The organism is Streptomyces sp. NPDC058691 (genome assembly GCF_042714775.1).
Classification (GTDB): Bacteria; Actinomycetota; Actinomycetes; order Streptomycetales; family Streptomycetaceae; genus Actinacidiphila.
Genome location: NZ_JBHXSO010000026.1, coordinates 76,492 through 89,441, shown reverse-complemented (window position 1 = coordinate 89,441; position 12,950 = coordinate 76,492). Strand labels below are relative to the sequence as shown.

Annotated in this window: 11 protein-coding genes; 1 reads left to right on the top strand and 10 read right to left on the bottom strand. The window is 72.1% G+C overall.

Annotation, left to right across the window (positions count from 1 at the left end):
* Positions 1-32: 32 nt before the first annotated feature.
* The 9 genes from ACFWVC_RS20120 to ACFWVC_RS20080 form a co-directional block, all read right to left on the bottom strand.
* Entirely contained in the window at positions 33-1,199 is a 1,167-nt protein-coding gene (locus ACFWVC_RS20120) for an alanine--tRNA ligase-related protein (RefSeq protein WP_384287451.1), read from the bottom strand.
* 355 nt (positions 1,200-1,554) lie between these two features.
* A complete protein-coding gene (locus ACFWVC_RS20115) occupies positions 1,555-2,778 on the bottom strand; it encodes an arginine deiminase (RefSeq protein WP_384287401.1) in 1,224 nt (407 codons plus the stop codon).
* Positions 2,779-2,852: 74 nt separating this feature from the next.
* Positions 2,853-5,399 carry a polynucleotide kinase-phosphatase gene (locus ACFWVC_RS20110; RefSeq protein WP_384287396.1) on the bottom strand — a complete coding sequence of 849 codons (2,547 nt, stop codon included), beginning with the start codon at positions 5,397-5,399 and terminating at the stop codon, positions 2,853-2,855.
* On the bottom strand, positions 5,396-6,850 hold the full coding sequence (locus ACFWVC_RS20105) for a 3' terminal RNA ribose 2'-O-methyltransferase Hen1 (protein WP_384287393.1): 1,455 nt from the start codon (positions 6,848-6,850) through the stop codon (positions 5,396-5,398). Before ACFWVC_RS20105 ends, ACFWVC_RS20110 begins: the two co-directional genes overlap by 4 nt.
* Positions 6,851-6,902: 52 nt before the next feature.
* Positions 6,903-7,805, bottom strand: coding sequence for a homocysteine S-methyltransferase (gene mmuM, locus ACFWVC_RS20100; RefSeq protein ID WP_384287386.1), 903 nt, complete (start codon positions 7,803-7,805; stop codon positions 6,903-6,905).
* Positions 7,806-7,847: 42 nt separating this feature from the next.
* Positions 7,848-8,771 carry an LLM class F420-dependent oxidoreductase gene (locus ACFWVC_RS20095; RefSeq protein ID WP_384287384.1) on the bottom strand — a complete coding sequence of 308 codons (924 nt, stop codon included), beginning with the start codon at positions 8,769-8,771 and terminating at the stop codon, positions 7,848-7,850.
* A 161-nt stretch (positions 8,772-8,932) separates the two neighbouring features.
* Positions 8,933-9,388 (bottom strand): DUF6099 family protein, encoded by a 456-nt coding sequence (locus ACFWVC_RS20090; protein WP_384287380.1) that lies wholly within the window; start codon positions 9,386-9,388, stop codon positions 8,933-8,935.
* Between the two features lie 215 nt (positions 9,389-9,603).
* Complete coding sequence (locus ACFWVC_RS20085; RefSeq protein WP_384287378.1) at positions 9,604-10,002, bottom strand: nucleotide pyrophosphohydrolase; 399 nt, start codon at positions 10,000-10,002, stop codon at positions 9,604-9,606.
* 11 nt (positions 10,003-10,013) lie between these two features.
* Entirely contained in the window at positions 10,014-11,240 is a 1,227-nt protein-coding gene (locus tag ACFWVC_RS20080) for an AAA family ATPase (protein ID WP_384287375.1), read from the bottom strand.
* Positions 11,241-11,342: 102 nt separating this feature from the next.
* Between ACFWVC_RS20080 and ACFWVC_RS20075 the strand changes: the two genes are divergently transcribed.
* Positions 11,343-11,882 (top strand): DUF1697 domain-containing protein, encoded by a 540-nt coding sequence (locus tag ACFWVC_RS20075; protein ID WP_384287372.1) that lies wholly within the window; start codon positions 11,343-11,345, stop codon positions 11,880-11,882.
* A gap of 16 nt (positions 11,883-11,898) precedes the next feature.
* Here the strand turns inward: ACFWVC_RS20075 and ACFWVC_RS20070 are convergent, their stop codons facing one another.
* Positions 11,899-12,894, bottom strand: coding sequence for a PHB depolymerase family esterase (locus ACFWVC_RS20070; RefSeq protein ID WP_384287370.1), 996 nt, complete (start codon positions 12,892-12,894; stop codon positions 11,899-11,901).
* Positions 12,895-12,950 lie beyond the last annotated feature (56 nt).

The window sequence follows — 12,950 nt, the reverse complement described above, 5'->3', positions numbered from 1 at the left end:
TGACTCCGCACACCGATTCTCGTGTCGGCACGTCACTCCGGCCGGAGGCTCAGGACGAGGTCGCGCGGCAGGCCGTGGGTGTCGTGGAGGTAGTGGAAGTCCTCCTCGCCCAGCAGGCCACGGAACCGGGGCCGGGCCAGCACCTGTCGGCCGCGCTCCAGAAGCCGGCCGAAGCGGTGCTCCTCCTCGAGCAGCACCCGGTGCACGGTGTCGGGGTCCATCTCCTGCCGGAAGTGGTCCAGGGTGTGCCGGACCAGCTCGTCCGGCAGGTCCCCCAGGCCGCGCGACGGATCGTCCCGCCGCAACACGGTGAGCACCCGCCGGATCAGCCGGCGCAGCACGTAGCCGCGGCCGGTGTTGGCCGGGAGCGTCCCGTCGCCGATCACCACGACGGCCGAGCGCAGGTGGTCGTAGACCAGGCGCAGCGACGGTTCGTCCAACGGCCACAGGGCCGGCACGAGGCGGCGCCAGGGGTCGAAGACGTCGCACTCGAACACCGACGTCCGGTCCTGCAGCAGCGAGGCCAGCCGTTCCAGGCCGAGTCCGGTGTCGACATTGCGCTGAGGGAGCGGCACGAGTGAACCGTCGGCGAGCCGTCGATGGCGCATCATCACGTGGTTCCACACCTCCACCCAGCGGTCGTCCCCGGTCGGCGTGGACCGCGGCGGGGTGTCGCCGGTCCACAGGAAGATCTCCGAGTCGGGGCCGCACGGGCCGGTCGGTCCGTTGGACCACCAGTTGTCCTCGACGGTGAGCTCCACCGGCACCCCGTGCCCCTGCCACAGTTCCAGGGAGGCGGTGTCCGGGCCGGTCCGGTCGTCGCCACCGAAGACCGTGACATGGAGCAGGCCCGGATCGACGCCGAACCCCTCGGTGAGCAGCCCGTAGCCCCACTCGAGGCTCGACGGGCCCTCGTAGTCGCCGAGCGACCAGGTGCCGAGCATCTCGAACACGGTCAGATGGGTGCTGTCGCCGACCTCGTCGAGGTCCGTGGTGCGCAGACAGCGCTGGACGTTGACCAGCCGCCTGCCGAGCGGGTGCGGGCGCCCCTCGAGGTACGGGGTGAGCGGGTGCATGCCCGAGGTGGTGAACAGCACCGGATCCCCGGGCGGCGGCAGCAGGGTCGAGCCGGTGATCCGGCGGTGGCCGCGCTCCTCGTAGTACTCGACGAACGTGCGGACGATCTGATCGGTGCTCATGATCCGGTCGGTGTGCATGGGATGACTCCTTCGCGTGCGCAGCGGGGAGGCACCGGACAACAGTCCGCACGATCATCGGAACCGGGGCGGGGAAGCCATGGAGCCATCGGCGGACCGTTTCCGGTCGCCGGTGGAAGCAGGACGTACGTCAGGCGGCGGCAACCGGCGAGCTGGTCGCTCGCGCGGTCGCGGTGGTGCTTCGGCCCATGACGTTCACAGCGCCGAGGGTAGCCCCTCCCGTGTTCGCGGGGCACACGATTTACCGCCCGGACGCACCGGACGCACCGGACGCACCGGCCGGACCCGCCGTCCGGAGCGCCGGGTCCACCGGCACAGCCACGCCGTCGCCGGGCCGTCACACGGCGTCGCGCTCGACGGGGCAGCTCATGCAGCGCGGACCGCCACGCCCCCGGCCCAGCTCGCTCCCGGGGATCTCGATCACCTCGATGCCGCGCTTGCGCAGGAAGGTGTTGGTGGTGCTGTTGCGCTCGTACGCCAGCACCACACCCGGCTCCACCGCCAGCACGTTGCACCCGTCGTCCCACTGCTCGCGCTCCGCGGAGTGCACGTCCTGGGTGGCGGTCAGGACCCGGATGTCGTCGAGGCCGAGGGCGGCGGCGATGGCGCGGTGCATGTGCTCCGGCGGGTGGTCGGTGACCTTGAGGTCGCGCTCGCCCGCGCCGGGCTCGATGGTGTACGAGCGCAGCATGCCCAGGCCCGCGTACTTGGTGAAGGTGTCGCCGTCCACCATGGTCATCACGGTGTCCAGGTGCATGAAGGCCCGCCGCTTGGGCATGTCGAGGGCCACGATGGTGGTCGCCGACCCGGCGTTGAACAGCCGCTGCGCCAGCATCTCCACGGCCTGCGGAGTGGTGCGCTCGCTCATGCCGATCAGCACGGCACCGTTGCCGATCACCAGCACGTCGCCGCCCTCGATGGTGGAGGGGTAGGCGGCCTGGCCCTCGGACCACACGTTGAAGCCCGCACCGGCGAAGAGCGGGTGGTGCCGGTAGAGCGCCTCGTAGTGGACGGTCTCGTGCCAGCGGGCGGGCCAGCGCATCGCGTTGATGCTCACACCGTCGTAGACCCAGGCCGAGGTGTCACGGGTGAAGATGTGGTTCGGCAGCGGATTGAGCAGGAAGTCGTCCAGCTCCATGACGTGGAAGCGCACCGAGGTCGGCTCGGCGAACCGGGCAAGGAACTCCCGCTTGGTCATGCCTCCGACCAGCGCCTCGGTCAGCTCGGCGGCGGTCAGCTCCTCGAAGGCGGCGCGCAAGTGGTCGGTGACGACCGGCCCGTACTCCTTCTCGTCGAAGACCCGGTCCAGGACGAGGCGCCGGGCCTCGGGCAGCGCCAGCGACTCGCTCAGCAGATCGCCGAAGAGGTGGACCGTCACCCCCCGGTCACGCAGCACGTCGGCGAAGCCGTCGTGCTCGGCGCGCGCCCGGCGCACCCACAGGACGTCGTCGAAGAGCAGGGCGTCCTTGTTCGACGGCGTGAGCCTCTTCAGCTCCAGACCGGGGCGGTGGAGGATGACGCTGCGCAGCCGCCCGGCCTCGGAGTCCACATGGAATGCCATGCGCTAGACATTCCCACTTGGCCGGGGTTTACCGCCTGCGAGGGACGGGCACCGGTGTGCCCGCCCCTCACCCGTCACAGCCGGGGGTCCACCGGCTCCGACTCCAGCGCCAGGACGGCGAAGACCGCCTCGTGCACCCGCCACAGGGGCTCGCCCGCGGCCAGCCGGTCCAGTGCCTCCAGCCCGAGGGCGTACTCGCGCAGCGCGAGCGAGCGCTTGTGGCCCAGCGCCCGGGAGCGCAGGCGGGCCAGCTGGTCGGGCCGGGTGTACTCCGGGCCGTAGATGATCCGCAGATACTCCCTGCCGCGGCACTTGATGCCGGGCTGCACCAGCCGGTTGCCGTCCTCGGTGCGCAGCAGCGCCCGCAGCGGCTTGACGACCATGCCCTCGCCGCCGGCCTCCGTCATCTCCAGCCACCAGCGGGTGCCGGCGGCCACCGACTCCTCGTCCGCGGTGTCGACCAACATCCGGCGGGTCTCCTGGAGCAGGCCCGTCGGGTCGCCCGCGACCAGCCGGTCTATCAGCGCGAGCTGTTCGTCGTGCGGCAGCGCGGTCAGGCTGCGGCCCTGCACGGCCAGAATCTGGAACGGCGCGAGACGCACCCCGTCCAGCCCCTCGGTCGTCCAGCAGTAGCGCCGGTACGCCTCGGTGAAGGCGGCGGCGTCCGCGGCGCGCTCGCGCTGCCGGCCCAGCAGACCGGCCACATCGGTGCCGCGCGCCACGGCGGCCTCCAGGGCGGCCAGTGCTTCGGGGAAGACGGCTCCCGAGGCGGCACCCACGGCGGCGTACTGCTTGCGCAGCAGACCGGAGGCCTTGAGCGACCAGGGCAGCAGCTCGGCGTCGAGCAGCAGCCAGTCCGTGCCGAGCTCGTCCCACAGTCCGGCGGCGGTGACGGCGGCACGCAACCGGCCGAGCACCGCCTCCGTGACGGCCGGGTCGTCGAAGAACGGCCGGCCGGTGCGGGTGTGCAGGGTGCCGGTGGTGCCGTCGCCGACGCCGAAGCGCACGGCGGCGGCCTCCGCGTCGCGGCAGACCAGCGCCACCGCGCGGGAGCCCATGTGCTTCTCCTCGCACAGCACCTCGCGCACACCGTCCTCGCGGTAGGCGGCGAACGCCTCGTGCGGGTGCTCCAGGTACCCCTCGACGTGCGACGTCGCGCACGGCGACATCGTCGGCGGCAGGTAGGCCAGCAGCCGCGGGTCGACCGCGAAGCGGCTCATGACCTCCAGCGCGGCCGCCGCGTTCTCCTCGCGGACGGCGACCCGGCCGTGGTGCGCGGTCTCCACGATCCGGCGGCCGGTGACGTCGGCGAGGGCCAGCGGGCGCCCCTCGTGGCCGCCGGGGGCCTCGGCGGCCAGCGGCTTGGCCGGCTCGTACCAGACCCGCTCGGCGGGCACGTCGACGATCTCGCGCTCGGGCCAGCGCAGCGCGGTCATCCGCCCGCCGAACACCGCACCGGTGTCCAGGCAGATCGTGTTGTTGATCCACGAGGTGTTCGGCACGGGCGTGTGGCCGTACACGACGGTGGCACGGCCGCGGTAGTCCTCGGCCCAGGGGTAGCGCACGGGCAGGCCGAACTCGTCGGTCTCGCCGGTGGTGTCGCCGTAGAGGGCGTGCGAGCGGACCCGGCCGGAGGTGCGGCCGTGGTACTTCTCGGGCAGGCCTGCGTGGCAGACCACCAGCTTGCCGCCGTCCAGGACGTAGTGGCTGACCAGTCCCTCGATGAACCCCTGGACCTGCTCGCGGAAGGCGGGGTCCTTCGCGTCCTCCTTCTCCAACTGCTCGATGGTTTCGGCGAGTCCGTGGGTGTGCTGGACCTTCTTGCCCTTGAGGTACCGGCCGAGCTTGTTTTCGTGGTTGCCGGGCACGCACAGGGCGTTGCCGGAGGCGACCATGCTCATGACGCGGCGCAGCACGCCGGGGCTGTCGGGTCCGCGGTCGACGAGGTCGCCGACGAAGACGGCGGTGCGGCCCTCGGGGTGCGCGCCGTCGGTGTAGCCGAGCTTGCCGAGCAGGGTCTCCAGCTCGGAGCTGCAGCCGTGCACGTCGCCGATGATGTCGAACGGGCCGGTGAGCTCGCGCTTGTCGTTGAAGCGGCGCTCCAGCACGACCTCGGCCGCCTCGATCTCCTCCGCGCCGCGCAGCACGTGCACCTTGCGGAAGCCCTCGCGCTCCAGCTGCCGCAGGGAGCGGCGCAGTTCGCGGTGCTGGCGCTGCACGACGTGCCGCGGCAGGTGGGCGCGGTCGGGTCGGGCGGCGTTGCGCTCGATGCAGACCTGCTCGGGGACGTCCAGGACGATCGCGATGGGGAGCACGTCGTACTCGCGGGCGAGCCGGACCAGCTGGCGGCGGCTCTCCTGCTGCACGCTGGTGGCGTCGACGACGGTGAGCCGGCCGGCGGCCAGGCGCTTGCCCGCGATGTAGTGCAGGACGTCGAAGGCGTCGCCGCTGGCGCTCTGGTCGTTCTCGTCGTCGCTGACCAGGCCGCGACAGAAATCGGAGGAGATCACCTCGGTCGGCTTGAAGTGCCGCCGGGCGAAGGTGGACTTGCCCGAGCCGGTGGTGCCGATCAGGACCACGAGGGAGAGGTCGGTCACGGGCAGGGTGCGCTTGCCGGTCATGCCACCGCCTCCTTCGCGGTCGTGGTGAAGACTGCCATCTGGGTGGGCGGGCCGACCTCGGGGTCGTCCGGCCCGACGGGGACGTGACGCACGTCGTAGCCGTGCCGCTGCGCGACCTGCCCGGCCCAGGAGCGGAACTCCTCGCGGGTCCACTCGAAGCGGTGGTCGGCGTGCCGGACGTGTCCGGCCGGCAGCGTCTCCCAGCGCACGTTGTATTCGACGTTCGGCGTGGTCACGACCACCGTTGCGGGCCGCGCCGTACCGAAGACCGCGTACTCCAGGGCCGGCAGCCGCGGCAGGTCCAGATGCTCGACGACCTCGCTGAGCACCGCGGCGTCGTACCCCTTGAGCCGGGTGTCGGAGTACGCGAGCGAGCCCTGCATCAGCCGCACGCGCGCCGCCCGGTGGTCGCCCATGCGGTCCAGGCGCAGCCGCCGCGCGGCCTCGCCGAGCGCCCGCATCGACACATCGACACCGACGATCTCGGTGAACCGGGCGTCCTTGAGGAGTTCACCGACCAGCTGCCCCTGCCCGCAGCCGAGGTCGAGGACGCGGGCGGCACCGGCGGAGCGCAGGGCCGTCAGGATCGCCTCGCGGCGCTGCACGGCCAGCGGTACCGGCTTCTCCTCGGTGTCCACCTCCTCGTCCACGGCGTTGTCCAATTCCTCGGGCTCGCTGTCGTCGGCCTCGGCCAGCCGGGCCAGCTCCAGCCGCTCCATGGCCTGCCGGGTCAGCGACCAGCGCCGGGCGAGGTAGCGGTTGGTGATCAGCCGCTGCTCGGGGTGGCCGGCGAGCCAGCCCTCTCCCATGCGCAGCAACTTGTCGACCTCGTCGGGCGACACCCAGTAGTGCTTGGCGTCGTCCAGCACCGGCAGCAGCACGTACAAGTGGCGCAGCGCCTCGGCGAGCCGCAGCTCGCCCTCCAGTACCAGCCGTACGTACCGCGAGTCGCCCCAGGCGGGGAACTGCGCGTCCAGCACGACCGGTTCGGCCTCGACCGTCCAGCCAAGCGGCTCGAACAGCCGCCGCACAAGGGCGGCGCCACCGCGCGCGGGAACGGCCGGGATCCCGATCCGCAACGGCAGCGGGTTCGCCGCACGCTCCGGACGGGCGTCGCACACCCCCCTGAGCGCGCTGGCGAAGACCGTGCGGAGGGCGACCGCGAGCAGCGACGACGCCGCGTACGGGCGGTCGTTGACGTACTGCGCGAGCGCGGAGTCAGGTGCGCCGCCGCGGCCTTTGCCCTTGCCGCGCCGCACCAGCGCCACGGGATCGACCTCCAGGAGCAGTGCCGCCGTGCAGCGTTGCTCGGACGCCTCGGGGTAGAACACATGGGCGTCGCCGTAGGAGGTCGAGAAGACCTGGGCTTTTTCCGGATGCTTGTGCAGCAGGAAGCCGAGATCCGTGGCGGGCGCGCCGCCGCTGCCGGTGGTCGATATCGTCAGGAACACCGCCTGAGTATCACCCTGCCATGCCTGCTCCGACCAGCGGTTTTCCGGGACGTCAGCGGCCGAGGGCTCCGGCCAGGCCGGATATCGCGCCGGACCCGACCCGGCAGCATCCGCCGATGAGACGGGCCCCGGCCTTCTCCCAGTCGCGGACCCGCTCCGGGTCGAAGGACGAACCGCCGCGCCAGACCCGGGCCGTCGCGTCCCATCTCTCGCCGCTGTTGGGGTACACCACGAGCGGGATTTCCATCCCGGCGGCCGTCTCGACCGCCCGGTCCGCGTCCGCCGGAGAGCAGCAGTTGACCCCGACGCCGATCACGGCGTCGCTGCCGGCGGCGATCCGGAAGGCCTCCTCCAGCGGCTGGCCGGCGCGGGTCACCTCGCCCTCGACGGTGTAGGTGAGCCACACGCGCACACCGAGCCCGTCGACCGCGCGCAGCAACGCCTCTGCCTCGTCGGTGTCCGGCACGGTCTCCAGCGCCAGGACATCGGGCCCGGCCTCGGCCAGGGTCTCGATCCGTGGGCGGTGGAAACGCTCCAGCTCCGCGATGCTCAGTCCGTAGCGCCCGCGGTACTCGCTGCCGTCCGCCAGCATCGCGCCGTACGGGCCGACCGACGCCGCCACCCACACTTCCTCGTCGACGCGGTCCGCGGCGGCCCTGGCGAGTTCGACGCTGCGCCGCAGCAGCCCGGCCGCGGCCTCGCGGCCTGTGCCACGCCGGGCGAAGCCCTCGTACGTCGCCTGGTAGCTGGAGGTGATGAGCACCCGCGCGCCCGCCCGGACGTAGGCCGTGTGGGCCGCCTCGATCTGCTCCGGGTCGTCGGCGAGCAGCCGGGCGGACCAGAGCTCGTCGGACAGGTCGCAGCCCTGATCGGCGAGCTGATTGGACAGGCCGCCGTCGAGGACCACTGTTCCCTCGGCGAGGGCCTGCGCCAAAGCCCTGGTCGGTGCGGACATCGCGGGTGCTCCTTGCTGTGCGTCGTGCGGGACGGTGCCCGGTCAGTCCAGCTGCGGCTGGACGCCCGAGGCGATCAGTTCCAGGTGGTCGAGGTCGGACAGGTCCAGGATCTGGAGGTAGAAGCGGCTCGCGCCGAGTTCCGCGTAGCGGTGGATCTTGTCGACGACCTCGGAGGGCGAACCGGCCAGGCCGTCGGCCTTGAGCTCGTCGACCCCGCGGCCGATGGCGGCGGCACGCCGGGCGACCTCGGCATCGTCCTTGCCGACGCACACCACCAGGGCGTTGGAGTAGACGATGTCGTCCTTGCCCCGGCCGTGCTGCTCGGCCGCCTTCCGCACCCGGGTGAACTGCCGGGCCGTGTCCTCCAACGAGCCGAAGGGCAGGTTGAACTCGTCGGCGTAGCGGGCGGCGAGCTGCGGTGTGCGCTCGGCGCCGTGCCCGCCGATGAGGACGGGCACCTTGGCCTGGGCCGGCTTGGGCAAGGCGGGAGAGTCCTTGAGCGTGTAGTACTCGCCGTCGAAGTCGAAGGTCTCTCCGGCGGGCGTGGCCCACAGTCCGGTGAGGACGGCGAGCTGCTCCTCCAGCCGCGCGAACTTCGCCTTCGGGAAGGGTATGCCGTACGCGCTGTGCTCCTCCGCGTACCACCCGGCCCCGATGCCCAGCTCGACCCGGCCTCCGGACATCTGGTCCACCTGCGCGACCTCGATGGCGAGCACACCCGGCAGCCGGAAGGTCGCCGCCGTCATCAGCGTGCCGAGCCGGATGCGGGAGGTCTCACGGGCGAGGCCGGCCAGCGTGATCCACGCGTCGGTGGGCCCGGGAAGACCGTCCACACCGCCCATCTTCAGGTAGTGGTCGGAGCGGAAGAATGCGTCGAAGCCGAGTTCCTCGGTGGCCTTGGCGACGGTGAGAAGGGTGTCATAGGTGGCCCCCTGCTGGGGCTCTGTGAAAATTCGAAGATCCATACTTCCATCCTGCACCTCATACGGCGAAAGTGATCGCCGGCCCATGGCTGCCGGACCGCACAAACGGTCCCCCTATGGGGCGAATGCCCGCCGACTTCCCGCGCGAGAAAAGGAGTTGGCGATGATTTCGCCGTGTCCTGCGGGTCCCGGGCCGCCGCGGATCACACACCGTGCCGCTGCCACGACTCGACCGCGCGCAACAGAGCACCGACCCGGTCCTTGGACTCATCCGCGGCGTCGACCGCCTCGATGCACTGCCAGTACTCGGTCTCGGACTCGGCCGTGCACGCGACCGACACCAGGGCCATGCAGAGTTCCGCAAGCAGCTCGCGCAATTCACGCAGCGTGCCCGCCGGCTCGCGGACCTCGGTGAGTATCGCGGCCCGCAGCGGACCGGCACCCGCGCCGGGCGGCCCCGTCGAGCCGCACGCGCGGCCGCTCGCCTCGCACACCCAGAAGCCCGGTGTCCGCAGTTCCGGCGCGCCGTGCAGGGCGAGATGGCTGCCGATCGCCTGCGTCAGCGCCTGGGCCTGCCAGGCCTCCGCCATCAGATCGCGCTCCGCGCCGCCACCCTGCAGCGCGTCCCGCGTCGCCCGGATCAGCCGTACCGCGTCCATTTCGCACCTCCGCCAGATCCCCGAGAAACCCTCCGGTCACTCAGCGTGACGGATCGCGACGATCAGCGAAAGGGCCCGGTTCGGAGCTGTGGACAACATCGCGCCTGTGGAAAACTCGCTCACCCGATCGAGCGGGTCCAGCGGACCGCGCGAACCCCACTGGTCCCGGACCGCCGGACTGCCGGATCGCCGGACGACCCGACGGCCCGACGGCCTCAGCCGACGGGTCCCTGCTCGTCCGGCGCGGTCTCCGACTCCTCGGCCGCCGCTGGCCGTTCCGGCTCCCGCGGGGCGCCCGGCAGCGGAAAGCGCAGTTCGTTTCGGTCGATCTTCGCCGAGAGGGCGGCCGGCAGATCGACGCCCAGCACTTCGCAGAACTGCAGCAGATACGCGAGGACGTCCGCGGCCTCGTCCCGGACCCGGTGGGCGCTCTCCGGGTCCTCCATGACCCGGGCCGCCTCCTCGGGCGTGAGCCACTGGAAGATCTCCAGCAGCTCGGACGCCTCGACGCTCAGCGCCACGGCCAGGTTCTTCGGGGTGTGGTAGCCCTCCCAGTGCCGGGCGGCCGCGAAAGCGGCCAGCCGGCGCTGCAGGGCGTGCAGATCCTCGGTCACACCGCCAAGGTCTATCGCATCGCCGCGTCGGTGCGCTCCGAGTCCGGCCCGGTTCCCTGGACGGGGACGCGTTCCCGGTCCTCCGCCGCGAGCCCGAGGCGCAGCAGCGTCACGCCCTCGGCGCCCTCCGCCACCGTCTCGTCGTGGACCGTCCCCACCAGCCTGATGTGACCGCGCTCGGCCACCTGCCGCGCGAGGTCGAGCAGTTTCCGGGACTGCGCCCGGTCCAGGCCGGCGTCCAGACCGTCGGCGAGGACCGTCAGCACCTGGACCGCGTCCGGCACCTCGCCACTGGTGTCGACCTCCAGCACACCCGGTCCGGTGAGCAGGACCAGGGACAGGGCCAGGAAGCGCAGCTCACCGTCACCGAGCCGGTCCACGGGCACCAGCCCGAAGGGCCCCCGGTCGATCGCCGCGAGCACGGTGTCCGGGCCCGGCTCCGGCCGTTCCCCCGGGACCACCGTCAGTCCTTCCACGGGCGGCCTGCACACCTCCCGCAGGGCTCCCACCAGTGCGGCGTGCCGTGTGCGGCATTCGCCCTGAGTGCGGCGCAGCACCGCCGAGAGGTTGTCGCAGCCGCCGCGCAGCATCCCGTCCGACACCGCGGCGGGAGCCCGCATGGCCTGCGGACGCGGGTCGACTTGGAAGACCCCGCGCAGCGCGAGCACGACCTGCTCGGCCGCAGCCAGCACCAGGCGCTGTCCGTTCGTGGTTCCCGCGACGCGCAGTGGCAGCAGCGAGGTGGCCAGCCGGTCGTCCGGCAGGGGTGCCCGGGTGACCGGGACCAGGCCCGCCGTGTGCCAGGCCGCCTGAACCTGGCGCCGGCCGGGATCGCGCAGCGCCGTGGACAGCAGTGTCTCCCCGGCCCCGACCAACCGCTCCCCCACGATGCGCAGTTCGGGTTCGGTCTGCACGGCGACATCGAGCTGCACCGGACCGACGGGACCCTGCACCGTGCAGCCGATACGGAATCCGCGCCGGCCCTCGGCGTCCGGCTGTGCCCCGTCCGGCACGCAGGCCGCGACTCCCCCGCGTACCCCGTCGAAGACCGTTTCCAGCTCCTCCCCGGCCGCAAGCTGCCCGAGCACACCCAGCGCTTCCAGCACGCTGGACTTGCCCGATCCGCTCGGCCCGGCGAGCAGGGTGAGCGGACCGAGCGGGAAGCTCGCGCCGCGGTGTGCCTTGAAGGCGGAAAGCCGCAGCTCGGTCACGGAAGGCCGGTGACTGTTCGTGCTCATGCACGCGAACGTATCGGTGCCGTGGGGTGCCGAACCGTTCCGCCGGGCCACCGGTCCTCCGAAAGTGGGTACCTCTGGCGAGCCCGTGGTTAATGTGGCGTCGTGACCAGATACGTGGCGCTCCTGCGCGGGATCAATGTCGGGCCGACGACCAGACTCCCCATGCAGGACCTGCGCGTGCTGCTGGAGGGCATCGGCGGCACCGAGGTGCGCACCCACCTCCAGAGCGGCAACGCGCTGTTCGACCACGACCGCGCGGATCCGGTGGCACTCGCCGCCGGGCTGGAGAAGGCGATCCGCGGCGAGTTCGGCCGCGACGTGCCCTGCGTGGTGCGCGAGGCGGCCGGGTTGCGCACGGTGATCGAACGCAATCCGTTCGACATGACCGGCGTCAACCCGGCACGCTTCCTCGTCACCTTTCTGTCCGGCCCGGTCGAGCCGGGCCGGATCGCCGGTCTCGACCCCGCCGACTTCGCCCCGGACGACTTCCGCCCGGGCGAGCAGGAGATCTACGTGCACTGCCCCGAAGGCGTGCAGAAGACCCGCCTTTCGCACGCCTTCTGGGAGAAGCGGCTGGGCCTGACGGCCACGGCCCGCAACTGGAACACCGTCACCAAGCTGGCGGCCATGGCCGCGGAGTGAACCCCGGCCGCCGCGGTCAGCCCAGCCCCCACCCCTGTCCGAGTCGCTGGGCGGCACAGAGGTTGACGTCGAGCATGTAGGCGGCGGCCGCGCCGCACTGGGTCGCGCCCGCGCCGGGGTCGACGGGCTGTCCGTGTCCCATGCCGGTGATGCTGTAGGTCTCCGCGACCGGGACACCGGACGGGTCCTTGTACGTGCGGTGCGGGAATCCGGCAACGGTGTCGCTCGCGTCGGCGCTCTGGTCCGCGCCATGGACGTCCGTCCACTGCCGCACCAGGTCGTCCATGTTCACGGGCTTGACGGTGTAGTCGGCCGTTCCCTGGAACACGGTCAGCGTCGGCCACGGCCCCGTGTACCCGGGATAGGCGCCGCGCACCCTGTCGCCCCACTGGCGGGGCGTCTGCGTCGCGCCGACGTACATGCACACGTACGGCGAACCCGCCGCCTGTGCGCACCCGTAGGGCAGTCCGGCGACGACGCCGCCGCCCGCGTACACGTCCGGGTAGGCGGCCATCATGACCGCGGTCATGGCACCGCCCGCGGACAGCCCGGTCACGTAGACGCGCGCGGGGTCGGCCGCCGTGTCGGTGACCTGGCGTGCGGTCATCTGCCGGATGGACGCGGCCTCGCCCTGGCCGCGCGCGATGTCCCCGGCCTGGAACCAGTCGAAGCACTGGCTGATGTTGTTGGCGCTGGTCTGGCCCGGCAGTACGACGGAGAAGCCCCACCGGTCGGCCAGGGTCGTCCATCCGCTCTGCGTCCCGTAGTCGCGGGCGTTCTGCGTACAGCCGTGCAGGGCGACGACGACGGGCCGCCCCTGGGGGAGCCCGGCGGGGACGTACCGGTACATCCTCAGCGCGCCGGGATTGCTGCCGAAGCCGGTCACCTCCTCGATCGTGCCCGCGGCCCGGGCGGTGGTGGACGGCAGGAAAGCGGCGGCCAGCGCCGCGACCAGGACGAGCAGGACCGCGCGCAAGCGGCCCGTGCGATGTGCGGCTGCGTGTGTGGTCATGGTCCCGGACGGTAAGTGCCCCGTCCCGCCGCCGACATGGGACGGGGCACCACAGC

Excerpts from the sequence above, each read along its gene's own strand:
- ACFWVC_RS20120 (WP_384287451.1), bottom strand. The coding sequence starts at position 1,199 with ATGAGCACCGATCAGATCGTCCGCACGTTCGTCGAGTACTACGAGGAG.
- ACFWVC_RS20115 (WP_384287401.1), bottom strand. The coding sequence starts at position 2,778 with ATGGCATTCCATGTGGACTCCGAGGCCGGGCGGCTGCGCAGCGTCATC.
- ACFWVC_RS20110 (WP_384287396.1), bottom strand. The coding sequence starts at position 5,399 with ATGACCGGCAAGCGCACCCTGCCCGTGACCGACCTCTCCCTCGTGGTC.
- mmuM (WP_384287386.1), bottom strand. The coding sequence starts at position 7,805 with ATGTCCGCACCGACCAGGGCTTTGGCGCAGGCCCTCGCCGAGGGAACA.
- ACFWVC_RS20080 (WP_384287375.1), bottom strand. The coding sequence starts at position 11,240 with ATGAGCACGAACAGTCACCGGCCTTCCGTGACCGAGCTGCGGCTTTCC.
- ACFWVC_RS20095 (WP_384287384.1), bottom strand. The coding sequence starts at position 8,771 with ATGGATCTTCGAATTTTCACAGAGCCCCAGCAGGGGGCCACCTATGAC.
- ACFWVC_RS20070 (WP_384287370.1), bottom strand. The coding sequence starts at position 12,894 with ATGACCACACACGCAGCCGCACATCGCACGGGCCGCTTGCGCGCGGTC.
- ACFWVC_RS20090 (WP_384287380.1), bottom strand. The coding sequence starts at position 9,388 with ATGGACGCGGTACGGCTGATCCGGGCGACGCGGGACGCGCTGCAGGGT.